We start from the raw sequence: 20,923 nt of genomic DNA, 5'->3' as shown, positions 1-20,923 counted from the left end.
TACCTCTCTATGACTACTCTGACCAATGCCTTTGCAAGTATAACTAGCGGGACCGGGTTGGCGTCAGAACTCTTCCCAATCGTCGCCGCCGGCCGCCGCCAGCTTTTTCGCGGGCGGTGGCGTGCCGGCTTGCGCCGTCTTTGCCAACCGCCGTGTAGTTGCCGCCACACTCGGCGCCGGCCGTGCCGCCGCCTTGACTACTGGCGCGGGTACGGGCATGGCCGCCGGCGCCGCGCTCTCGCCATCGAGCTTGAAGATGCTGACGGCATCGGCCAGTTTCTGCGCCTGGTCCTGCATGCTTTCGGCCGCCGCTGCCGCTTCCTCGACCAGCGCCGCGTTCTGCTGCGTCATCTGGTCCATCTGCGCGATGGCCTGGTTCACTTCCTCGATGCCATGGCTCTGTTCCTGCGTTGCCGCCGTGATTTCGCCCATGATGTCGGCCACCTGCCGGATCGACGTGACGATCAGGCCCATGGTCTGCCCCGCCTCGTCCACCAGGCGGCTGCCGGCATCGACCTTGTCGACCGAGTCGCCGATCAGGCCCTTGATCTCTTTCGCTGCGCCAGCGGAGCGTTGCGCCAGATTGCGCACTTCCGACGCCACCACCGCAAAACCGCGTCCCTGCTCGCCTGCGCGCGCCGCCTCGACGGCCGCATTCAAGGCCAGGATATTCGTCTGGAACGCGATGCCGTCGATGACGCCGATAATATCGACGATCTTGCGCGAACTGTCCTTGATGGAGCCCATGGTATCGACCACTTGCGCCACCACCTTGCCGCCCTGCTCCGCCACCGAGGACGCCGACACGGCCAACTGGTTGGCCTGGCGCGCGTTGTCCGCGTTCTGCTTCACGGTCGACGTCAGTTCTTCCATTGACGATGCCGTCTCTTCGAGCGAACTGGCCTGCGTTTCCGTGCGCGCCGACAGGTCCGCATTGCCGCTGGCGATCTCGCGCGACGCCACGGTAATCGTGTCCGTCCCATTACGCACGTCGCTGACCGTCTGCACCAGGCTCTCGTTCATGTCCTTGAGCGCCTGCTGCAAGGCGCTCGTTTCATCCTTGCCTTCGACCACCACGCGCGACGTCAGCTCGCCGGCCGCCACTTTCTGCGCCACGGCCAGGGCGCCCGACAGCGGCACCGTGATCGAGCGCGTGATGAAGATGGCGCACCAGGCGCCGATCGCCACCGCCGCGCCGCCCAGGATGAACAATACCGTCATCAGGCGCGCATCGGCCGCCAGCGAGTCGTCCATGAAGCTTTGCTGCGCCACATGCTGCAAGTCGAGCAGCTTGTTGATATCGGCCAGGGTCTTCTTGTTCAAGGGGTCGATGCGGGTGGCAATCACCTTCGCCGCACCCTCGCTGTTAAACGCCAGCACCTGCCCCATCGCTTCCTTGAAGGCCGCATCGACATCGCCGTCGACCTTGGCGATATTGGCCAGCAGCGCCTTCTCGCCCTCGGACAGGCCCAGGCTGGCCAGCTTGCCGCGCGCGCCGTCGTACAGCTTGCGCTGCTCGCGCACCTTGCCCTCCTCCACCTGCATCAGGCCCACATCGCCCTGCAGGCCGATATTGCGCATGGCGATACCGGTTTCCAGCATCGCGCTTTTCATCAGCGACGCCTGCGTATTCTTTTCGCTTGCCAGTTCCAGGCCCGTGAGCAACTGGGCCTTGTTACGGTAATTCAGTGCATTCGCCGAAACGATCACTACCACCAGGATGGCGAGGATGCTGCCAAAACCTATCCCCAGCCGGGTGCCTATCTTGAAATCGCGCAAACTCATTACAGTCTCCAATATTTATGTGAACGGCGCCCGTTCAACCGGACGGCGCCGTGTTGTGGCCTGGTCTCTGACGGACCTTGCAGCCTGCCGGCGCGCCTCTGCCCGCGCCGGTACATGCATATCTGTAGTGATTCTTTGCGTGCCAAAACGGCGGCGCACCGGGCGCCGCCTTGCTGCCGCTTACGCCGCCAGCTTGTCGATCAGGCCCATCTCGCTGCTCGACATCAGCTTGTCGATGTCGACCAGGATCAGCATGCGCTCGTCGATGGTGCCCAGGCCGATCATGTAGTCGGTCGAGAAGGCGGTGCCCATTTCCGGCGCCGGTTTGACCTGCTCCGGCGTCAGGGTGGTGACGTCGGAAACGCTGTCGACCACCATGCCGACGATGCGACCGCCGATGTTCAGGATGATCACCACCGTGAACTGGTCGTACACGGGCGTGCCCAGGTTGAACTTGATGCGCATGTCGACCACGGGGATGATGATGCCGCGCAGGTTGATCACGCCCTTGATGAATTCAGGCGCATTGGCGATGCGGGTAACCGCTTCGTAACCGCGGATTTCCTGGACCTTCAGGATATCGATGCCGTACTCTTCGGAGCCCAGGGTGAAGGCCAGGAATTCACGGCCGGCGATGTCCTTGCCGTCGCCCGCATTGCTTCCGGATGTTTGTTGAGTATCTGACATGGTGCGTTTTCCTATCTTTATCTATCGGTATTACGAAAAAATGGACTCGTCGGCCAGCTGGCGAGAGGAACGGATCAGGGCGGCGACATCGAGAATCAGCGACACGCCGCCATCGCCCAGGATGGTGGCGCCGGAAATGCCCACCACCTTGCGGTAATTCGATTCGAGGTTTTTCACCACGACTTGCTGCTGTCCCACCAGGTCGTCGACAAACAGGGCCGCCTTGCGCCCTTCCGTCTCGAGGATCACGCAGATGCCTTCCGAGGGACTGGTAAAGCGCGGCGCGATGTCGAACATCTGGTACAGCGGGATCAAAGGCAGGTATTCGCCGCGCACTTTCACCACCTGCCCCTTGCCACTGATGTCCTTGATATCCTCAACGGCTGGCTGCAGGGATTCGATGACAAAGCCCAGCGGTAAAATATACACTTCGTCGCCGACGCGGATCGACATGCCATCGAGGATGGCCAGGGTCAGCGGCAGCGAGATCGAAATCGTCGTGCCGAAGCCCTTGGCCGAACGGATGTCGACGACGCCGCCCATGGCGCTGATATTGCGCTTGACGACATCCATGCCCACGCCGCGGCCCGACACGTCGGTGACCGCTTCGGCGGTGGAAAAACCGGGCGCGAAAATCAGCTGCCACACGTCGGCGTCGCTCATCGTCTCGGACACGTCCAGGCCCTGCTGCGCGGCCTTGGCCAGGATACGCTCGCGGTTCAATCCAGCGCCATCATCGGATACTTCGATGATGATGTTGCCGCCCTGGTGGCTGGCCGAGAGGAACAAGCGGCCAGCTTCGGTCTTGCCGGCGGCCACGCGGGCAGCCGGCATTTCCACGCCATGGTCGATGCTGTTGCGCACCAGGTGCGTAAGCGGATCGACGATGCGCTCGATGAGGCCCTTGTCCAGTTCCGTGGCGGCGCCATTCGTGATGAAGTCGACCTTCTTGCCCAGTTTCGTCGCCAGGTCGCGCACCATGCGCGGGAAGCGCGAAAAGACGAAATCCATCGGCATCATGCGGATCGACATCACCGCTTCCTGCAAGTCGCGCGTGTTGCGCGTCAGATGGCTGACGCTGTCGAGCAGTTTTTCATGCAGCATCGGGTCGAGCGCGCTGGCGCGCTGCTCGATCATCGCCTGCGTGATCACCAGTTCGCCCACCAGGTTGATCAGCTGGTCGACTTTCTCGATCGAGACGCGGATCGACGACGACTCGGCGCCGGCCTTGTCGCCCTCTTTCTTGGCCGGTTTCTTTTCCTGCTCCGCTTCGGCCACGGCGCTGGCCACGGCCGGCGCAGCGGCAGCGCTGGCGTTGCCCGCCCTGGCCGCGTCGGCGCGAATCTGTTCGAGCGGCTGGAAGAAGCCGTAGCCCTGTTCGGTATCGTTCTGCACGCCGGCGGCGGCGCGGATGTCCTCGAGCGGCTGGAAGAAGCCATAGCCGGGATCCGCCGCGCCCTGCGCGCCTGGCGTGCCTGGCAGCGGGTCGAAGAAACCGTAACCTTGCGCTTTTTCCTGCGCCGCGCGGGCCGCTTCGGCTTCGCCTGGCGCCAGTGGCGGCGCCTGCGTGATCACCATGTCGTCCGGATTGAGCACGAACGAGCAGATGGCCAGGATATCGTCCAGGCTTTCATGCGTCGTCACTTCCAGCACCTTGCGCGCGTCGGGCAAGGCGGACACGACGACGTCACCGAGCAAGCCCAGTTCGGCCGCCAGCGCCTCGACTTCGCGCGGCTCCATGGCCGGCAGCTCCAGGCGGATGCGATGGCCGCCGGCATGGCTGACGGCGGCCTTTTCCGCCGTATGGAAGGCTGGCGCGACGGGTGTAAGCGCGGCCACGGGCACGTCCTGCGAGAACGACTGCAGCATCATGCGCACATTGGCCACGGCATCCTGATCGACGGCGCTGCCCAGACGATGGCCGTCGAGCTGCATCTTGAGGATATCCTTGGCCGCCAAAAAGGCGTCGACATGTTCCGCCGTCAGGGCCATCTGGCCCTGGCGGATGCGGTCGAGCAGCGACTCGAGGATGTGCGTCACCTCGCTCATGTCGGAGAGGCCGAACGTCGATGCGCCGCCCTTGATCGAATGGGCGGTGCGGAAAATGGCATTCAGGTCTTCGGCGTCGGGCGCCGCAATATCAACGGCCAGCAGCAGCCGTTCTTTTTCAGCCAGCAGTTCTTCGGCCTCATCGAAAAAGACCTGAAAAAACTGGCTAATATCGATGGTCATAGGGTGACTCCGTCAATTGCATCGTTGTGCTGCGCGGCTGGCATCAGCCGATCACCTTCTTGACCACTTCGATCAGGCGTTGCGGATCGAACGGCTTGACCAGCCAGCCATTGGCGCCGGCGGCACGTCCCTTCGATTTCATCTCGTCCGACGACTCCGTCGTCAGCATCAGGATGGGCACCTTCTGGTAGGTCGGCAGCTCGCGCAGCAGCTTGATCAGCTCCAGGCCATCCATGCGCGGCATGTTCTGGTCCGTCAAGACCAGGTCCACGGTTTGCAGCTTGGCTTTTTCCAGTCCGTCCTGGCCGTCGACGGCCTCCACCACCTGGTAACCGGCGGCTTTCAGGCTGAACGCCACCATCTGGCGCAATGAGCTGGAATCGTCCACTGCAAGTATCGTTTTGGCCATCTTTGCTCCCACTTATTCCGGGCATCCTGCCCGAGTATTTGATTAATCAATCCATGCAACCACAAGCGTTCCACACTGGCATGCTAGAACAGCTCGATGTCGCCACTTTCCAAATGCTGTTGACTGACAGCCTTGCGCAGCACGCTGCGCAACTCCAGGCTTTGAATCGCCAGCGCCATGCTGACCCGCCCCAGCAAGGCGACAATTTCTTCATTGTCGCTCTCCGGCAACATCTCCGCGCCATGCTCGCCCAAGGTCCCGAGGAACTCGCGCAAGCCCGTCACGCGCTTCAAGGTGCGCTCGATCAGCTGGCTGGTCATGTCCTGGAACTGCAGGCTGGTGATGGCGGCATTCACGTAGCCCCCCACCTCCTCCTGCAACGCCAGCAGTTTTTCGCGCTGCTGCTCGGCCGGAATACCGCCGTCGAGCAGCAGGGCGATGGTGTCTTGCTGCGCAGCGACGGCTGCGTGTATCGCCATGAAATTGAAGGACAGCTTCTCGATCGCCTCTTCCAGCAAGATGCCGGTCTGCACCAGGTCGGTTTCCACCTCCGTCAAGTGCTTGCGGCCATGGTCCGACACGCCAGACAGCAGGCGCTTTACATGCGAGCCAAGTATTTTCTTTCTTGTCATAAAGGTCTCATTGTTTCAATACACCACGCGTCGACAGCCTTGCGTGTTATTTTTTCGCCGCTACCGGGCTGGGGGCTGGCGCCGCCGCGGGCGGCGCACCGGCCGCCAGCCCTGAAGCGACTGCGGCGGAAGCGGCATCGGTCACCGGCAGCTCGATCGCCGAACCATCGCGCAGGACATTTTCTTCCGTGCGTTTGTTCATGACGATGATGCTGATGCGCCGGTTGATCGGATTGAAGGGGTCGAGCTTGTCCAGGTGGGCGGCCGAACCCAGTCCCACCACGCGCAATACTTTCTCTTCCTTCATGCCGCCAATCACCAGTTCGCGCCGCGACGCATTCGCGCGGTCGGCCGAGAGTTCCCAGTTGCTGTAGCCGGCATCGCTCATGTAGGGCGTCGAATCCGTATGCCCGGACAGGCCGATGCGGTTCGGCACTTCATTGAGGACCGAGCCGATGGCGTGCAGGATTTCCTTGGTGTACGGTTGCAGATTCGCATTGGCAAGCGCAAACATCGGACGGTTCTGCTCGTCGACGATCTGGATGCGCAAGCCTTCGCTGGTGATATCGAGCAGCAACTGGTTCTTGTATTTTTTCAGCAGGGGATTGGCGTCGATGGTCGCTTCGATGCGCGCCTTGAGCGCCTGCAGGCGCTTGCCTTCCTCGCGTTCGAGCGCGGCCTTGGCAGAATTGAGGTCGAACGACTTGCGCTGCTGCTCTTCCTGCGCCTTGCGCACTTGTCCATCCTGGCGCGACAAGTCCTGCCCGCCGCCCTGGATCACGGAATTGCTCTCGCCGCTGCCGGAACCGCCCGCCATCGCCACTTTCAGGGGTGTCTTGAAGAATTCGGAAATGCCGTTCAAGTCGCCCTTCGAGGTGGAACCCAGCAGCCACATCAGCAGGAAGAAGGCCATCATGGCCGTGACAAAGTCGGCGTAGGCGATTTTCCACGCCCCGCCATGGTGTCCGCCAGCCGTCTTCTTGATACGCTTGACGATAATCGGGCGCATGCCTTCATCGGCCATGGCGTCCCCCTTCCGTGTGCTGCAAATGACTCATGGTGTCCAGGCGTATATTCACTGCTTACTTCGTTTTCGATTTCTTGATGTGGTCTTCCAGCTCATTGAACGTCGGGCGCTCGGTCGAGAACAGCACCTTGCGGCCGAACTCCACGGCCAGCGCCGGCGCATAGCCGTTCAGGCTGGCCAGCAGGGTCACTTTCACGCATTGGAACATCTTGCTCGACTCTTCCAGCTTCTGTTCCAGCAGGCTGGCCAGCGGACCGACGAAACCATACGCCAGCAAGATGCCGAGGAAGGTACCGACCAGCGCGTGCGCGATCAGCATGCCCAGCTCGGCCGGCGGAATGCCCACCGATTCCATCGTGTGCACCACGCCCATGACGGCGGCGACGATACCGAAAGCGGGCAAGCCATCGCCCACCTTGGCGATCACGTGGGCCGGCACGGCGCCTTCGTGATGGTGCGTCTCGATTTCGTTGTCCATCAGGTTTTCGATCTGGAACGCATCCATGTTGCCCGATACCATCAAGCGCAGGTAATCGGTCATGAATTCAACGATGTGGTGGTCGGCCAGCACGGCCGGATACTTGGAAAACAGCGGACTTTCCTCGGGCTTGTCGATATCGCCTTCGATCGACATCAAGCCTTCCTTGCGCACCTTGCTGAGCACTTCGAACAGCAGCGACATCAGTTCCATGTACAGCTCTTTGGTATAGCGCGAACCCTTGAACAAGCTGGGCAAGGCGGCGATCGTCGCCTTGATGGCCTTGTTATTGTTACCAACAAGGAAGGCGCCCAGGGCGGCGCCGCCGATCATCAGCAACTCCAGCGGCTGGAACAGCGCCGCCAGATGGCCGCCGGCCAGCGCGAAGCCGCCAAAGACCGAGGCGCAGACGATGATGTATCCGATTATGACTAACAAGTGCCCTGACTCCCAATAATGGCCGCGGCTGTGTGCCCGGCATGTTCAAACCTGTTCCTGTCTTCTGGCGGCTGCGCCGCCGGCAAAGACAGCGGCAAAAAAAGCAACCGGAAGTTAATTGAAATGCGCTGCTTTTCAATGCAAATCCGAGAAAATGCCGTGTGGAACTACAATAACGTGAGATTGCCCTACGGGCAAGCAAATAACGCAGACAATTGCTTAAAAGCACCATATGTAAAGTAAAGGGCCACCCTCTGTGGCGGCGATGGTCTTATCGGGCGCGCGTGCCGCGATCTGGAATTCGTAACTAAGAAGCATGCTACCGGGCAACATTTCCCTTTCCGCCTTGCGCCACAGGGCCGCCATCGCCGCCGGCGACAGGTAGGCAAAGACGGCATCGTAGCGGCCGAAATCGAGCGCCTCGTAATCGCCACGCAGGAAGCGCGCGCGGCTGCCCGCCAGCCCCGCGCGCACGCGGCTTGCCAGCCACGGCAGCGGCGCCAGTTCGATGCCGGAAAACTGCCCGTCGGGCCGGCGCCGCGCCAGGTCCAGCACCAGGCCGCCCAGGCCGCTGCCGATATCGACCAGCCGCACGCCGGGACGATCCGCGATGAGCTCGGCCACCGCCTGCCATACCTTCGGCCCCGACGGATAAAACGGCACTTGCGTACGGAACGTCGACCAGTACATGCTCAGCAGGAAAACAAAGGCCGCCAGGAATACGGCCGGCGGCAGATCGAGCAGACTGGCTGCCAGCAAGGCAGGCGCGAACAGCAGGCCGATGGCGCACCACCACCGCGCCAGTCCCGCGCGCCACGTGATGAGCGCCGCCAGCACGCCCTGCACCAGCGCCACGGCCGGCAACGACATGGCCACGCTGGCACGCGCCAGGCCATATACCAATAGCAACATCAAGGGAAAGGCCAGCACCTGGATCAGGATGGCCTTGAGCGCGGGCGCGCGCAGGATTTGTTGCAGCATGGGACAGTCAACGGAAGAAAACGCCAGTGTAAGCGAAAGCACCATGAAAAAACCGGAGTCCGGTCTGGCGACCGCTCCGGTTTTCACTGAGGCTATTATTGGGACAATATCAGGCGGTGACGCTCGGCGGCGCGACAGCGGCCGCTTCATCGCGCGCCTTCTTGGTCTTGCCGGCACGCGAAGGCATGTGGCACAGGCCGCAGACATAATCGGCGTTCAGGTCGAGGCAGTTGACGACAAACTTGCCGCCGCACTTGCCGCAAGGGGCCATGTCCAGCATCTTGCTGCTGAAAAAGCGCACCAGGGTCCAGGCCCGCGTCAGCGACAGCAGGGGCTCTTCACCCGCTTCGGGTGGCATCTGTTCCAGATACAGCTTATACGCCTTCATTACGGCTTCGATGCCCGTGGCGCCGGCGTGGTCAACGAGGAATTTGTGGATATTGATGAACAGCGAGGAATGGATATTCGGTTGCCAGGTGATGAACCAGTCGGTGGAAAACGGCAGCATGCCCTTGGGCGGCGAGACGCCCTTCAATTCCTTGTACAGATTCAGCAGGCGTTCGCGCGACAGCGAGACTTCGGTCTCCAGCAGTTGCAAACGGGCGCCCAGCTGTATCAATTCGATGGCCAACTGGATTTCCTGCGCTTCCGATACGACACTTTTCTTGGCCATGCTGCTTGCTCCGCGACTGACGAGTACTAATTTAAAAGCTTAAGCGATTTCTTCGACGCCTTGGCCGGCCATCAGGATAGCCGCGTGCGATTGTGCCAGCGAGCGGTCTTTATTGTAGTTCGTCAACATGCCCAGGATGGCGCTGTCGTCGAAGCGGAAGCGGGCCAGCATCATGTTGCCGCCAGCCAGTTTCAGGATCTGCGCATTGCTCATGCCTTCGATCAATTCCGCGATTTCGGCGGCAATGCCCAAACGGAAGATGGCCGTTACCTTGTCCGCACGAATCATTTGCTGGGCCAGCATCAGGTAGCTCAGGTTAGCGTCGCGAATCTCAGCCATCATGTCGTTAGCAGTCATTTCCATCTCCTCAATCCGTTGAATTCAGCTGGCGCTGTGTGTTGCCAGTGAGATACATTCTGCAGGAGCAACATTAAACGCAACAGAGGCGTAGCGCTGTATTTTTGGTCGGGGAATAGCGGATGGGATCGTAGGTGTTTGTCTGACAAACACTGCTCGATCATGCTCACACGCCAGCAATGGCGCGGATGTGGGAGGTTGGCTCTGTGTCGGATTTAGCCGACTTTTGGCCTGTAAAAAATATCACTTTTTTACAACAACTTGATAAGAATCAAGTCTATCTACCTAGATAACGGCTGCCCTGGCAGGAACTTTAGGGCTTTTTTGAAAAATATTTAAAAAGCCCGCATTCTTTTTCCGTCGGTTTGACACCATTCATGTAATCGTTGACGGCGGCGTCTGGCAAAACTTTAGGGTTATTTGAAAATATTTTAAAAAAATCGTGATCTTTTTCGTTGACGCCCCACAAACGTGCATTTTTTCACTACCTGCCCATGCCAGGAAACACGTTTTTGCGGCGGGGATTTGCTACACTGCCACTTCCGCGTGATACTTTAAGCCTCAAGCAATATCATGCCACCCAGACAAGTATCAATATGAAAGCCACCATGATTTCTCGACATGACTGCAGCGCGCGCGACCTCGATGACCCGCTGGCGCCCCTGCGCCAGCAATTCGACTTGCCGCAAGGCGTGATTTACCTCGACGGCAATTCCCTGGGCGCGCGGCCGAAAGCGGCGCTGGCCCGCGCGCAGCACGTCATCATGGCCGAATGGGGCACCGACCTGATCCGCAGCTGGAATACGGCGGGCTGGTTCGACCTGCCCAAGCGCCTAGGCGACCGCCTGGCCCCGTTGCTGGGCGCCGGCACGGGTGAAGTGGTGATCACCGACACCACCTCCGTCAACCTGTTCAAGGCCCTGGCCGCCGCCTTGCAGATGCAGGCCAGCGATCCCGCGCAGGCCGCGCGCAGAATCATCGTCAGCGAACGCAGCAACTTCCCCACCGACCTGTACATGGCGCAAGGCCTGGCCGCCTGGCTCGACCGCGGCTACCAGCTGCGCCTGGTCGACAGCCCGGACGAACTGGCGCAAGCCATCGACGCCGATTGCGCCGTCGCCATGCTCACGCACGTGAACTACCGCACCGGCTACCAGCACGACATGGCCGCCATCAGCAGCCATTGCCACGCACAAGGCGCGCTGGCGCTGTGGGACCTGGCCCATTCGGCCGGCGCCGTGCCGTTGGACCTGAACGGCGCCGGCGCCGACCTGGCCGTCGGCTGCACCTATAAGTACCTGAACGGCGGCCCCGGCTCGCCCGCCTTCATCTGGGTGCCGGAAAAACACCAGGCGCGCTTCCGCCAGCCTTTGTCCGGCTGGTGGGGGCACGCCACGCCATTCGCCATGGAGCCCGGCTTCGCGCCAGCCGACGGCATCGCCCGCGCCCTGTGCGGCACGCAGCCGATACTCTCGCTGGCCCTGGTCGAATGCGGCCTCGATATCTTTGCGCAAACGAGCATGGAAGCCATCCGCCGCAAGTCGCTGGCCCTGACCGATCTGTTCATCGCGCTGGTGGAACAGCGTTGCGCCAGCCATCCGCTGGGCCTCGTCACGCCGCGCGGGCATGCGCGGCGCGGCAGCCAGGTCAGCTTCACGCACCCGCACGGCTATGCCGTGATGCAGGCGCTGATCGCGCGCGGCGTGATCGGCGACTACCGCGAACCGGCCATCATGCGCTTCGGCTTCACGCCCCTGTACACGAGCTTTGCCGATGTGTGGGATGCCGTGGAAATCCTGCGCGACATCCTCGACACACTAGCCTACGACATCGCCGCCAAGCGCGATGCGGTCACCTGAACCATCCCATGAGCGACGACAAGAATATGAACAAGGAAAACACCAGCGGCTGCCCCATGCATGCGGGCGGCCAGGATGCGCAGTGGCATGGCGCGCAGATGGATTTCAGCGAATCGATGAGCTACGGCAATTACCTGGCGCTGGACCGCATTCTGACGGCCCAGCATCCGCTGTCGCCGAATCACAACGAAATGCTGTTCATCGTACAGCACCAGACGAGCGAATTGTGGATGAAGCTGATGCTGCACGAAATGCACGCCGTGCGCGCCAACCTGCAAAGCGGCGACCTCGCGCCCGCGTTTAAAATGCTGGCCCGCGTGGCGCGCATTATGGACCAGCTGGTGCATGCCTGGGACGTGCTGGCCACCATGACGCCGCCCGAATACACGGCCATCCGCCCTTACCTGGGCGCCTCCTCCGGCTTCCAGTCTTATCAGTACCGCGAGATCGAATTCATTTTGGGGAACAAGAACGCGGCCCTGCTCAATGTACATACGACGGCACCGGAAACCTACAAGGTGCTCGACGCCGCCTTGCGCGCGCCGTCCGTCTACGACGAGTCGATCAAGCTGCTGGCGCGCAGCGGCCTGCCCATCTCCCCCGAGCGCCTGAACGCCGACTGGACCCTGCCGACCAGCGCCGACGCCTCCGTCAAGGCGGCGTGGCTGGAAGTCTACCGCGACCCGTCGAAACACTGGGCCCTGTACGAACTGGCCGAAAAGCTGGTCGACCTGGAAACGGCCTTCCGCTTCTGGCGCTTCCGCCACGTGACGACGGTCGAACGCATCATCGGCTTCAAGACGGGCACGGGCGGCACGGCGGGCGTCAGCTATTTGCGCAAGATGCTCGACGTGGTATTGTTCCCGGAGCTCTTTGCCCTTCGCACGGAGTTATAACTTTAAGGAGCATCGATGTCGTCTCTCGTCCTGACCCTGGCCGGCCTGTGGAATTCCGGGCCGCAGCACTGGCAAACCCATTGGGAAACACGCCACCCGCAATGGTCGCGCGTGCCGCACCGGGAATGGCAGACGCCGGACAAGGACGAATGGGTGGCGGAACTCGACCGCGCCATCGCCGTCTGCGAGCGCCCGCCCGTGCTGGCGGCGCACAGCCTGGCCTGCACGCTGGTAGCTCATTGGGCGGCCAGCGGTTCGCCGCACAAGATCGCCGGCGCCTTCCTGGTCGCCCCCAGCGATGTGGAAGCGCCCTCCTACCCATCCGGCACGACGGGCTTTGCGCCGATGCCGCTGCAAGCCTTGCCGTTCCCCAGCCTGGTGGTCGCCAGTGGCGATGATCCCTACGTCAGCTTCTCGCGGGCACGCGCGTTTGCCACCGCCTGGGGCAGCGATTTCACCATGATCGGCGACGCCGGCCATATCAATGGCGACGCCGGCTACGGCCCCTGGCCGGACGGTGAACAGCTGCTGCTGGACTTCTGCGCCGCGCACCAGCCCTGAACGGGGCGCGCACGCGCACACGATAGAAGCACCGCTATTTGCCCACAAGGAAGAACGCAGGCAGAATCGTGGCCTTTCCATAGCGGCGCCCCGGCGCCAGCCACACGATGAAACGTCTGCTTCTGCCCTTGCTCCTCTGCTCCGCGCTGGCCCACGGCGCGCCCTTTTATGAAGGCAAGAGCCTCGCCCATCCCGCCATCAGCGCCTCGCAGGACAGCGGCCTCGATATCGCCTTCCTCAAGGAAAAAGAAGGCGTCAATGGCTATTACTGCGAGTGCAAGGGCAGCGGCTCGAAACCCATATTGCTCGACCAGTTCGGCAATGCCGTCATCCGCTCCGTCTTCTACGCCTCGCTGGACCAGGAGACGAACGACAGCGTGCAAACCATGCTGGTGCTGTTCCGTCAGGGCGACAAGAATGGCTTGCGCGCCTACCGCTACGACCGCAGTTCCGGCAAGTACCGGCGCCTGGACGGCTTGCAGCCGGCCCTGAACCGCATCGTGGCGCAAAGTGCCGCGCCCAACGCGGGCCAGGTCAAGGCGGCGCTGGCGAAGCTGGCGCCGATGGACTACAGCGTCGCGCGCGGCAAGAGCGGCAATGCGGACTTCGACGCCATCGACCATACGCAGGGCACCATCGTCGGCTACTACAGCGATGAGGGCAAGCCCGTGGCGGCTGGCAGCCAGGACGCCATCATCTACAAGAAAACCTTCCAGAAAAATGGCGAGCGTTTTCTCACCGCCAGCTACACCCTGTACAGCGATGTCGGCGCCGGCATCCTGCGCAATTACCGCCTGTGGCAAGTGACGTGGGAAACGGCGCCGAAGCAGTTTACAGGCAGCCAGGAAGGCCCTTCCGTCATCTACAGCCTGGCCTGGGACGACGGTTCGGTGGTCGAGCGGGGCCAGTACGTGAAGGGCAAGCGCCAGGGCCTGTGGGTGCGCGACGGCATGCACGAAGGCAGCGAAAAAGGCCATTTCGTCAACGGCCTGCAGGAAGGCCTGTGGTCCTTCAACTATCCCAAGCAGAGCGAGAGCGGCATGTACCGGGCCGGCAAGCGCGAAGGCCGCTGGACGGTCGTCAACTATGCCGATGCAGAGGAAGTGACGGGCTTCGACACCTACGCGGGCGGCCAGCTGAACGGCCCGCACGAACGCAGCATGGGCGGCAAGCTGCAAACGCGCGGCAACTACGTCAACGGCGCGCGCCATGGCGCGTGGATCACGGAAGACGGCGACGGCAGCTTCATCGAAGGCTTGCGCGACGGGCCGTGGAAGCTCAAGCTCAAGGACAAGGCCACGCAAAGCGTCACTTACGTGCAAGGCAAAAAACAGGGCGAGGCCCTCGACACGGATGCGCAAGGCGCGCTGCGCGTGCGCGACCATTACCAGGCGGGCGTGCTCGAAGGCAGCCGTACGCGCTATCTGGGCCCGGCCGGCAAGGAATACGCGGTCTACACGGCCTCCTACCGCAGCGGCCAGCTCGATGGGCGCGAACAGGCGTTCGACGACAGCGGCAAGATCCTGCGTCTCGACACCTTGTGGGACATGGGCAAGAAGCAGGGCCTGGACGCGCGCTACTACCCGAACGGCAAGCCGGAGCGCCTGGCCGTCATCGACCAGGGCCGCCTGCTCACGCACCTGCGCGAGTACTATGAGGACGGCCAGCTGCTCAACGACATCCACCGCTGCACCTTCAAGGAGTCCGGCAGCACGCGCGACGACGTATGCGAGTACCACCACATGTACTACCCGGACGGCAAGCCGCAGTATTACTACGCCTTCCAGTTTGGCCAGCGCCAGGAAGGCTATTCGAACTACCCGAACGGCAAGCGCAAGGACGAACTGCTGGTCGACCGCGCCGCCGACACCTCCGTCCTCAACGTCTATTACGAAAGCGGCCAGCTCAAATGCACGGAGCCGCGCAGCGGCCACAGCACCCGCACGGTCAACGGCGAGACCATGATCAGCTACGCTTCGACCGACCGCGACGGCGACAATATCTGCTACCACCCGAACGGCAAGGTGGCCAGCATCTATACCTTCCGCAAACGCGTGCTCGTGGAGTGCGGCAAGCGCTACGACGACACGGGCAAGCAGACGTTTCCGGGGCCGGAAGGCTGTCCTCCCCCCAGGAAAGTCGACTATCCGATAGGACTATGATCATGACGCAAACAACACAGCCGCAGCGCATCCAGAATCCCGGGCGCATCGACGCCAGGGCGATCCGCGCCGCCATCGCGGGCGGCCAGCAGGTGCTGGTGCAGTTCGATACCCTGGGCGAGCCGGAGCCGCTGCTGGCCGACCTCGACGCCCTGGCCGCCAACTGCGGCACGGCGCTGACCATCCGCATCTACGGTTACGACCCGCGGGTGTTCGATGCCCGCATCCTGCGCGCGCTGCCGCATGTGGCCAGCCTGTCCATCGATTGCCACTGGCAAGCCATCCATCTGGAAACCTTGGGCGAGCTGCGCCACCTGAAGCGCCTGAGCCTGGGCGTGTACCAGCTGGCCGAGGCCGACATCCTGCAGCTGGACAATTTGCACGGCCTCGAATTCCTGTATCTGGGCGAGTCGGCCAAAAACAATATCGACCTGGCGCCCCTGCGCCAGTATGCGCACCTGGCCAGCCTGGCCATCGAGGGCCACCACCAGCATATCGACACCCTGGCCAGCCTGCCGGCGCTGCACGAGCTGTCGCTGTACCGCATCAAGAACAAGGTGCCGCTGGATTTTATTTCGGAGATGGCCCGCCTGGACAGGCTGCTGTTGCAGCTGGGCGGCCGCGAATCGCTCGCGCACATCGAGGCGCCGCTGTTGCGGAAATTGGAAGTGATACGCGTACGCGGCCTGGAAACACTGGGCGATATCGGCCGTTTCCCGCTGTTGCAGGCCCTATGGGTGGAAGACCAGATCAAGCTGCGGCAGATCGCGCTGGGCCCCAATCCCGCGCTCGAACGCCTGAATCTGCACACCTGCAAGACGCTCGACAGCCTGCCCGGCCTGGCCACCTTGCCCGCCCTGCGCCAGCTGTCGGCATCCGAGACCATGCTCGACATCGACGCCTTGCTGGCGCATGGCTTGCCCGCATCCCTGACGCATGCGCGCCTGCGCACGGGCAGGAAAACACGCGACGACGCCATCGCCGCGCAGCTGGCGCAACTGGGCTACGAACAGGCGCGCCCTTGCTAATATCAGCGGCCGGCCGCCAGCTTGCGCTGCCATAGCGCCACGTCGATCATCACGCCATCCGCGCCCGTGTTGCGGATGTAGACGCGGTAACTGCCCTGCCCCATGTCGCCATCGAGGTAGGCCGTGCGCTCGTTGCGTTGCAGCCTGGCGCCCTTGGCCACCCGGCGATAGCGCTCCACCACCGTATCGAAACTGGCATAGCTGCGCAGCGCCACTTCCAGGTCGCGCGGCGGGCGGCCTTCGGCATGGTCCAGTACATTGTTCTGCTTCTTGCCCTTCAAGGTAAGCGGATAGGCAAACACGCCGGCGCCGGCCGACGTCAACACCGTGGACTTATCGAGCAACAGCGGCAGCAGCGCCGGCGGATACGCGGGCGGCAGCTGGGCGCGGTTCCAGCCCGGCAGGGCCGGTTGCGCCAGCACATATTCGACGCTGGCGATCCTCTGCCCATCGGCGCCCGCTTCCTTGTCGCCCGCGATCAACGCCAGCATGGGCGGCAATTGCCTGGCCCAGGCCAGCAAGGGCGCCGCATCCCCGACCAGCATGCCCTTGCGGTGGAATACCGTCAGCACCGCATTCGGATCGGGATTGCAGACTTTCGCCAGCGGCTGGCCCTCCAGGTGGCAATGCCCGTTGACCAGGCCAAAGGCGATGATGGCGCCGCGCTTGTCGAGCAACATGGCGCCCCGCTCACGGCCCTGCTTGCGGTCATTCATCGACGCCAGCAACTGGCGGCCATCGGCCAGCACGGTACGCGTGGCGTCGCGCTTTTCGCTGATCGCTTCGAGCGCCTGCGCCAGCAGCAGTTCATCGTCTTCCGTGTAGCTGCCGCGCGCGTAACCGAAGAAATCGAACAGGGCCGCGCGCACTTGCGGGTCTTCGCTCAGGCGCGGCAAGGGACCGCCGGCCAGCAGCGAGGACAGGCTTTTCCCGGCCGGCGCAGAGGGTGCCGCCGTGGCGCGGGCAGGCTGGGAAAGGACGCAGGCCGCTGCCAGCAAGGCGCCGCCCAGGGTACGGTAATTCGAAAAAATGATATGCATGATTCTGTCTGTCGGGGATTTGGCCGCTCTTACGGCCACGCATGGCGCGCTGGCGATTCTAGCATGGCGCCAGCCCCCATGCCGTGCGGCTGGCGGACGGTGCGTGCGGCGGCGCGGCTGCTATGATGGCCGCAATGACGACTCCCACCCACGCCTCGCCCCTGCTTGTCCTCCTGCCCGGCATGGATGGCACAGCCCGGCTATTCCACCGTTTTGACGCCGCCTTGCGCGCGCAGGCCGCCATCGACACCCTGGCCATCGCCTATCCGGCTGCACCGCTCGATTACGCGGCGCTGGAAGCATTCGTGCGCGAGCGCTTGCCGCAGGACCGCCCTTTCGTCGTGCTGGCCGAATCGTTTTCCGGACCGCTGGGGGCAGCCCTGCGCGCCGATCCGCCGCCCGGCATGCGCGCCCTGATCCTGTGCTGTTCATTCGTGCGCAATCCGCGTCCGATGCTGGCGCCGCTGCGCCACCTGCTCGGCCTTGTGCCCTTTGGCGCCATGCCCGGCTTCGCCCTGCGCCAGGCGCTGCTGGCGCCCCACTCCACGCCGGAATTGCAGGATGAACTGGCAGCGGCGCTGGCGCAAGTGCCGCCCAGCGTACTGCGCCAGCGCCTGCGCGCCGTGCTGGAAACCGACGCCTCGCGCAGCTTCGCGCGCGGCAGCCTGCCCGTGCTGTATCTGCGCGCGCGCCACGACCGCCTGGTGCCGCCGGCGAACGCCCTGCAGATACTGCTGCAGGCGCCCGGCGCGCAACTGGCCGACATCGCTGCGCCGCACATGCTGCTGCAGGCGGCGCCGGAAGCGGCAGCCAGCGCCGTCACCGCTTTTCTCGCTGGCCTGTCAGCCGCGCAGGTATCCGCTTAAACGCGCGCTGGCCAGCACGGCCAGCCAGCTCAAGCCGCCCGCCAGCGCGCTGAAGTAGATCGCCCGCAGCGGATGCTGGGGCAACAGATACGCGAGCACGGCCGCGCCCAGCAAGCCGCACAGCGCCGGCTTCCACCTGCCGGGCGGCAGCAGCGCCAGTAGCAGATTCGTCCCCGCATACACGTAAAACACGAGCAGCAAGGCCAGGCCGCCGGCCACACCGCGCGAGCCGAGGCTGCCGAACAGCTGCGTGTACAGGTAAAAACCCAGCCAGCTCAACACAATAAACAGCAGGCAGCCCAGCGCGTGCGCGCCCAGGCCCGCCACCAGGCGGTTTTTCATGGTTGCCTGAGTACGGGAACGAAGCGGTGGCCGCAGGCATGGCACATGAAGGTACGCGCATATTTGTCCTGCATGGCGGCGGCATCCTTGTCCCAATTGGCGATGAAGGCCGTTTGCGACCAGGCGATGGAGACGACGCCCCCTGCCACGAATATCCAGAACAGGCCATTTGCGCCGGCCTGGTAAAAGACGACGGCGGCGATGACGAAAGCGATGACGCCCAACACGATCAGTCCTACCTTCTGGCCCGCCTGCATCGCCGGCCTGGCGGCCTGGCGCGACAACAAGGTCTGGCTGCGCGTATGCGCATGGCCGTGGATGAAATCACCATCGATCCTGCCCGACATATGGGTCGATGTGCCGGAAATGCCGGAGGCATGCACCATGGAGAGGCGTTGAACGTTGGAACTGTCACATGCAGGGCAATGCGCCATTGCTATTTCCACAAAATAAAATAATCGCGCACTGTAGCATAAAAAAAAGCCGGCCCTTTCACGCAGAAAGGGCCGGCTTGATTACGTCGACAGCAAGGCGTTTACTTCGCCGTATTGAGCAGCAATTCGTTCAGGCGTTTCACGAAACTGGCAGGGTCGGCCAGCGAACCGCCTTCGGCCAGCATGGCCTGGTCGAACAGGATGTTGGCCCAGTCGCCGAACTTGCCGCCTTCCGCGTCTTCATACTTCAGACGCGTCACCAGCGGGTGGTTCGGGTTGATTTCCAAAATCGGCTTCGATTCCGGCGCGCTCTGGCCTGCCGCCTTGAGCATGCGCAGCAGGTTGCCCGACAATTCGTTTTCATCGGCCACCAGGCAGGCTGGCGAATCGGTCAGACGGAACGTGACGCGCACGTCCTTGGCCTTGTCGGCCAGCATAGTCTTCATCTTGCCTACCAGGTCGGCGTACGAGGTTTCCGTTTCTTCGTGCTCTTTCTTTTCCGCTTCGTCTTCCAGCGCGCCCAGATCCAGGCCGCCCTTGGCGACGGAGACCAGTTCCTTGCCTTCGAAGTCCTGGATAAACGACAGCATCCATTCATCGACGCGATCCGTCAACAGCAGCACTTCGACGCCCTTCTTGCGGAAGATTTCCAGGTGCGGGCTGTTCTTGGCGGCAGCGTAGTTGTCGGCCGTGACGTAATAGATCTTGTCCTGGCCTTCCTTCATGCGCGCCACGTAGTCGGCGAACGAGGTGATTTGTTCATCGCTGTCGTTGGCGGTCGACGCAAAGCGCAGCAGCTTGGCCAGACGTTCCTTGTTGGCCGCGTCTTCACCAATGCCTTCTTTCAGCACCTGGCCGAATTCCTTCCAGAAGACGGCGTACTTGTCCTTCTTGTCCTGCTCGTCCGCGTTCGCCAGCTCTTCCAGCATGCCCAGCACGCGCTTGGTCGAGCCTTCGCGAATGACTTTCACGTCGCGCGACTCCTGCAGGATTTCACGCGACACGTTCAGCGGCAGGTCGGCCGAGTCGATCACCCCGCGCACGAAACGCAGGTAGGTTGGCATCAGCTGCTCGGCATCGTCCATGATGAAGACGCGCTTGACGTACAGCTTGATGCCGCCGCGCTTGTTGCGGTCCCACATGTCGAACGGCGCCTTGGCCGGGATGTACAGCAGCTGCGTGTATTCGCTGCGCCCTTCCACGCGGTTGTGCGTATGCGTGAGCGGCGACTGGAAGTCGTGCGATACGTGCTTGTAGAATTCGTCGTACTGTTCCGGCGTGATATCGGCCTTGTTGCGGGCCCACAGGGCGCTGGCCTGATTGACGGTTTCGAATTCGTCTTTCAGGACGGTTTCCTTTTTCTCGTCGTCCCACTCTTCTTTCTGCATCACGATCGGCAGCGAGATATGGTCCGAGTATTTGCGGATGATGGACTTGATCTTCCAGCTCGACAGCAATTCGTCCTCGCCTTCGCGCAAGTGCAGGATGATGTCCGTGCCACGGCCCGTTTTTTCGATGGTCTCGATGCTGTAATCGCCTTCGCCGGCCGATTCCCAGCGCACGCCTTCAGAGGCGTCCGCGCCGGCGCGGCGCGTTTCGACGGTGATCTTGTCGGCGACGATGAAGCCCGAATAGAAGCCCACGCCGAACTGGCCGATCAGGGCTGCGTCCTGCTGCTGGTCGCCCGACAGCTTGCCGAAGAATTCCTTGGTGCCCGACTTGGCGATGGTGCCCAGGTGCGAGATCGCCTCGTCACGGGTCATGCCGATGCCGTTGTCGGAAATGGTGATGGTGCGCGCATCCTTGTCGAAGCTGACCTTGATCTTCAATTCGTGATCGTTGCCGTACAGGGCGTCGTTATCGATCGCCTCGAAGCGCAATTTGTCGGCCGCGTCGGACGCGTTCGAGATCAATTCGCGCAGGAAGATTTCCTTGTTCGAGTACAGGGAATGGATCATCAGGTGCAGCATTTGCTTCACTTCGGTCTGAAAACCCAGGGTTTGCTTTTCGGAGACAGCCATTTTTACCTCATAGTC

20 protein-coding genes are annotated in these 20,923 nt (G+C 62.5%); 6 read left to right on the top strand and 14 right to left on the bottom strand.

Annotated elements, in window-relative coordinates; translation table 11 throughout:
• Nucleotides 1-63: 63 nt before the first annotated feature.
• The 10 genes from CSQ93_RS26560 to flhD form a co-directional block, all read right to left on the bottom strand.
• Nucleotides 64-1,785, bottom strand: a complete 1,722-nt coding sequence (locus CSQ93_RS26560; RefSeq protein ID WP_099380617.1) for a methyl-accepting chemotaxis protein — start codon at nucleotides 1,783-1,785, stop codon at nucleotides 64-66.
• Between the two features lie 180 nt (nucleotides 1,786-1,965).
• The gene (locus CSQ93_RS26555) at nucleotides 1,966-2,472 is read right to left on the bottom strand and encodes a chemotaxis protein CheW (protein ID WP_034758356.1); all 507 of its coding nucleotides are present in this window, start codon (nucleotides 2,470-2,472) and stop codon (nucleotides 1,966-1,968) included.
• 30 nt (nucleotides 2,473-2,502) lie between these two features.
• Nucleotides 2,503-4,704, bottom strand: coding sequence for a chemotaxis protein CheA (gene cheA, locus CSQ93_RS26550; protein WP_099380616.1), 2,202 nt, complete (start codon nucleotides 4,702-4,704; stop codon nucleotides 2,503-2,505).
• 43 nt (nucleotides 4,705-4,747) lie between these two features.
• Nucleotides 4,748-5,113: a response regulator gene (locus tag CSQ93_RS26545; RefSeq protein ID WP_034758362.1), complete on the bottom strand. Its 366-nt coding sequence runs from the start codon at nucleotides 5,111-5,113 to the stop codon at nucleotides 4,748-4,750.
• An 83-nt stretch (nucleotides 5,114-5,196) separates the two neighbouring features.
• Nucleotides 5,197-5,745, bottom strand: a complete 549-nt coding sequence (locus CSQ93_RS26540) for a chemotaxis protein (RefSeq protein ID WP_099380615.1) — start codon at nucleotides 5,743-5,745, stop codon at nucleotides 5,197-5,199.
• A gap of 46 nt (nucleotides 5,746-5,791) precedes the next feature.
• Nucleotides 5,792-6,769: a flagellar motor protein MotB gene (motB, locus tag CSQ93_RS26535; RefSeq protein ID WP_099380614.1), complete on the bottom strand. Its 978-nt coding sequence runs from the start codon at nucleotides 6,767-6,769 to the stop codon at nucleotides 5,792-5,794.
• A gap of 58 nt (nucleotides 6,770-6,827) precedes the next feature.
• The gene (gene motA, locus CSQ93_RS26530; protein WP_077401985.1) at nucleotides 6,828-7,688 is read right to left on the bottom strand and encodes a flagellar motor stator protein MotA; all 861 of its coding nucleotides are present in this window, start codon (nucleotides 7,686-7,688) and stop codon (nucleotides 6,828-6,830) included.
• Nucleotides 7,689-7,907: 219 nt separating this feature from the next.
• Nucleotides 7,908-8,669: a class I SAM-dependent methyltransferase gene (locus CSQ93_RS26525; protein ID WP_099380613.1), complete on the bottom strand. Its 762-nt coding sequence runs from the start codon at nucleotides 8,667-8,669 to the stop codon at nucleotides 7,908-7,910.
• 109 nt (nucleotides 8,670-8,778) lie between these two features.
• Nucleotides 8,779-9,342: a flagellar transcriptional regulator FlhC gene (gene flhC, locus CSQ93_RS26520; RefSeq protein WP_077401979.1), complete on the bottom strand. Its 564-nt coding sequence runs from the start codon at nucleotides 9,340-9,342 to the stop codon at nucleotides 8,779-8,781.
• Between the two features lie 39 nt (nucleotides 9,343-9,381).
• Nucleotides 9,382-9,699 (bottom strand): flagellar transcriptional regulator FlhD, encoded by a 318-nt coding sequence (gene flhD / locus CSQ93_RS26515; RefSeq protein WP_034758381.1) that lies wholly within the window; start codon nucleotides 9,697-9,699, stop codon nucleotides 9,382-9,384.
• A gap of 608 nt (nucleotides 9,700-10,307) precedes the next feature.
• Between flhD and kynU the strand changes: the two genes are divergently transcribed.
• From kynU to CSQ93_RS26490, 5 genes are all read left to right on the top strand, one after another.
• A complete protein-coding gene (gene kynU / locus CSQ93_RS26510) occupies nucleotides 10,308-11,558 on the top strand; it encodes a kynureninase (RefSeq protein WP_099380623.1) in 1,251 nt (416 codons plus the stop codon).
• A gap of 8 nt (nucleotides 11,559-11,566) precedes the next feature.
• On the top strand, nucleotides 11,567-12,454 hold the full coding sequence (gene kynA / locus CSQ93_RS26505; RefSeq protein ID WP_099380612.1) for a tryptophan 2,3-dioxygenase: 888 nt from the start codon (nucleotides 11,567-11,569) through the stop codon (nucleotides 12,452-12,454).
• 15 nt (nucleotides 12,455-12,469) lie between these two features.
• Nucleotides 12,470-13,015 carry an RBBP9/YdeN family alpha/beta hydrolase gene (locus CSQ93_RS26500; protein ID WP_099380611.1) on the top strand — a complete coding sequence of 182 codons (546 nt, stop codon included), beginning with the start codon at nucleotides 12,470-12,472 and terminating at the stop codon, nucleotides 13,013-13,015.
• 107 nt (nucleotides 13,016-13,122) lie between these two features.
• On the top strand, nucleotides 13,123-15,177 hold the full coding sequence (locus tag CSQ93_RS26495) for a hypothetical protein (RefSeq protein WP_099380610.1): 2,055 nt from the start codon (nucleotides 13,123-13,125) through the stop codon (nucleotides 15,175-15,177).
• Nucleotides 15,178-15,179: 2 nt separating this feature from the next.
• Entirely contained in the window at nucleotides 15,180-16,205 is a 1,026-nt protein-coding gene (locus tag CSQ93_RS26490) for a hypothetical protein (RefSeq protein ID WP_158301376.1), read from the top strand.
• Nucleotides 16,206-16,207: 2 nt separating this feature from the next.
• On the opposite strand, the gene CSQ93_RS26485 is transcribed toward CSQ93_RS26490, so the two are convergent.
• The gene (locus CSQ93_RS26485) at nucleotides 16,208-17,245 is read right to left on the bottom strand and encodes a hypothetical protein (RefSeq protein WP_099380608.1); all 1,038 of its coding nucleotides are present in this window, start codon (nucleotides 17,243-17,245) and stop codon (nucleotides 16,208-16,210) included.
• A 134-nt stretch (nucleotides 17,246-17,379) separates the two neighbouring features.
• Here CSQ93_RS26485 and CSQ93_RS26480 point away from each other — a divergent pair, with 134 nt between their 5' ends.
• Nucleotides 17,380-18,111, top strand: coding sequence for an alpha/beta fold hydrolase (locus tag CSQ93_RS26480; protein ID WP_099380622.1), 732 nt, complete (start codon nucleotides 17,380-17,382; stop codon nucleotides 18,109-18,111).
• On the opposite strand, the gene CSQ93_RS26475 is transcribed toward CSQ93_RS26480, so the two are convergent.
• From CSQ93_RS26475 to htpG, 3 genes are all read right to left on the bottom strand, one after another.
• Nucleotides 18,088-18,453, bottom strand: a complete 366-nt coding sequence (locus CSQ93_RS26475; protein WP_099380607.1) for a hypothetical protein — start codon at nucleotides 18,451-18,453, stop codon at nucleotides 18,088-18,090. The two genes, CSQ93_RS26480 and CSQ93_RS26475, sit on opposite strands and share 24 nt — an antisense overlap.
• Nucleotides 18,450-18,839, bottom strand: coding sequence for a hypothetical protein (locus tag CSQ93_RS26470; RefSeq protein ID WP_099380606.1), 390 nt, complete (start codon nucleotides 18,837-18,839; stop codon nucleotides 18,450-18,452). The genes CSQ93_RS26475 and CSQ93_RS26470 overlap by 4 nt, the downstream gene beginning before the upstream one ends.
• A gap of 149 nt (nucleotides 18,840-18,988) precedes the next feature.
• Nucleotides 18,989-20,908 carry a molecular chaperone HtpG gene (htpG, locus tag CSQ93_RS26465; RefSeq protein WP_099380605.1) on the bottom strand — a complete coding sequence of 640 codons (1,920 nt, stop codon included), beginning with the start codon at nucleotides 20,906-20,908 and terminating at the stop codon, nucleotides 18,989-18,991.
• Nucleotides 20,909-20,923 lie beyond the last annotated feature (15 nt).

The organism is Janthinobacterium sp. BJB426 (assembly GCF_002735705.1).
Lineage (GTDB): Bacteria > Pseudomonadota > Gammaproteobacteria > Burkholderiales > Burkholderiaceae_D > Janthinobacterium.
Note: the sequence above shows the minus strand (reverse complement) of the source record. Positions and strands in the feature narration are given on the sequence as shown.

What these genes read in the sequence shown, in the direction of transcription:
- CSQ93_RS26490 (WP_158301376.1), top strand. Translation starts at nt 15,180, where the DNA reads ATGACGCAAACAACACAGCCGCAGCGCATCCAGAATCCCGGGCGCATC.
- cheA (WP_099380616.1), bottom strand. Translation starts at nt 4,704, where the DNA reads ATGACCATCGATATTAGCCAGTTTTTTCAGGTCTTTTTCGATGAGGCC.
- CSQ93_RS26485 (WP_099380608.1), bottom strand. Translation starts at nt 17,245, where the DNA reads ATGCATATCATTTTTTCGAATTACCGTACCCTGGGCGGCGCCTTGCTG.
- flhC (WP_077401979.1), bottom strand. Translation starts at nt 9,342, where the DNA reads ATGGCCAAGAAAAGTGTCGTATCGGAAGCGCAGGAAATCCAGTTGGCC.
- htpG (WP_099380605.1), bottom strand. Translation starts at nt 20,908, where the DNA reads ATGGCTGTCTCCGAAAAGCAAACCCTGGGTTTTCAGACCGAAGTGAAG.
- CSQ93_RS26500 (WP_099380611.1), top strand. Translation starts at nt 12,470, where the DNA reads ATGTCGTCTCTCGTCCTGACCCTGGCCGGCCTGTGGAATTCCGGGCCG.
- flhD (WP_034758381.1), bottom strand. Translation starts at nt 9,699, where the DNA reads ATGACTGCTAACGACATGATGGCTGAGATTCGCGACGCTAACCTGAGC.
- kynU (WP_099380623.1), top strand. Translation starts at nt 10,308, where the DNA reads ATGATTTCTCGACATGACTGCAGCGCGCGCGACCTCGATGACCCGCTG.
- CSQ93_RS26545 (WP_034758362.1), bottom strand. Translation starts at nt 5,113, where the DNA reads ATGGCCAAAACGATACTTGCAGTGGACGATTCCAGCTCATTGCGCCAG.
- kynA (WP_099380612.1), top strand. Translation starts at nt 11,567, where the DNA reads ATGAGCGACGACAAGAATATGAACAAGGAAAACACCAGCGGCTGCCCC.
- CSQ93_RS26470 (WP_099380606.1), bottom strand. Translation starts at nt 18,839, where the DNA reads ATGGTGCATGCCTCCGGCATTTCCGGCACATCGACCCATATGTCGGGC.
- CSQ93_RS26525 (WP_099380613.1), bottom strand. Translation starts at nt 8,669, where the DNA reads ATGCTGCAACAAATCCTGCGCGCGCCCGCGCTCAAGGCCATCCTGATC.
- CSQ93_RS26540 (WP_099380615.1), bottom strand. Translation starts at nt 5,745, where the DNA reads ATGACAAGAAAGAAAATACTTGGCTCGCATGTAAAGCGCCTGCTGTCT.
- CSQ93_RS26560 (WP_099380617.1), bottom strand. Translation starts at nt 1,785, where the DNA reads ATGAGTTTGCGCGATTTCAAGATAGGCACCCGGCTGGGGATAGGTTTT.
- CSQ93_RS26555 (WP_034758356.1), bottom strand. Translation starts at nt 2,472, where the DNA reads ATGTCAGATACTCAACAAACATCCGGAAGCAATGCGGGCGACGGCAAG.
- motB (WP_099380614.1), bottom strand. Translation starts at nt 6,769, where the DNA reads ATGGCCGATGAAGGCATGCGCCCGATTATCGTCAAGCGTATCAAGAAG.
- CSQ93_RS26475 (WP_099380607.1), bottom strand. Translation starts at nt 18,453, where the DNA reads ATGAAAAACCGCCTGGTGGCGGGCCTGGGCGCGCACGCGCTGGGCTGC.
- CSQ93_RS26480 (WP_099380622.1), top strand. Translation starts at nt 17,380, where the DNA reads ATGACGACTCCCACCCACGCCTCGCCCCTGCTTGTCCTCCTGCCCGGC.
- CSQ93_RS26495 (WP_099380610.1), top strand. Translation starts at nt 13,123, where the DNA reads ATGAAACGTCTGCTTCTGCCCTTGCTCCTCTGCTCCGCGCTGGCCCAC.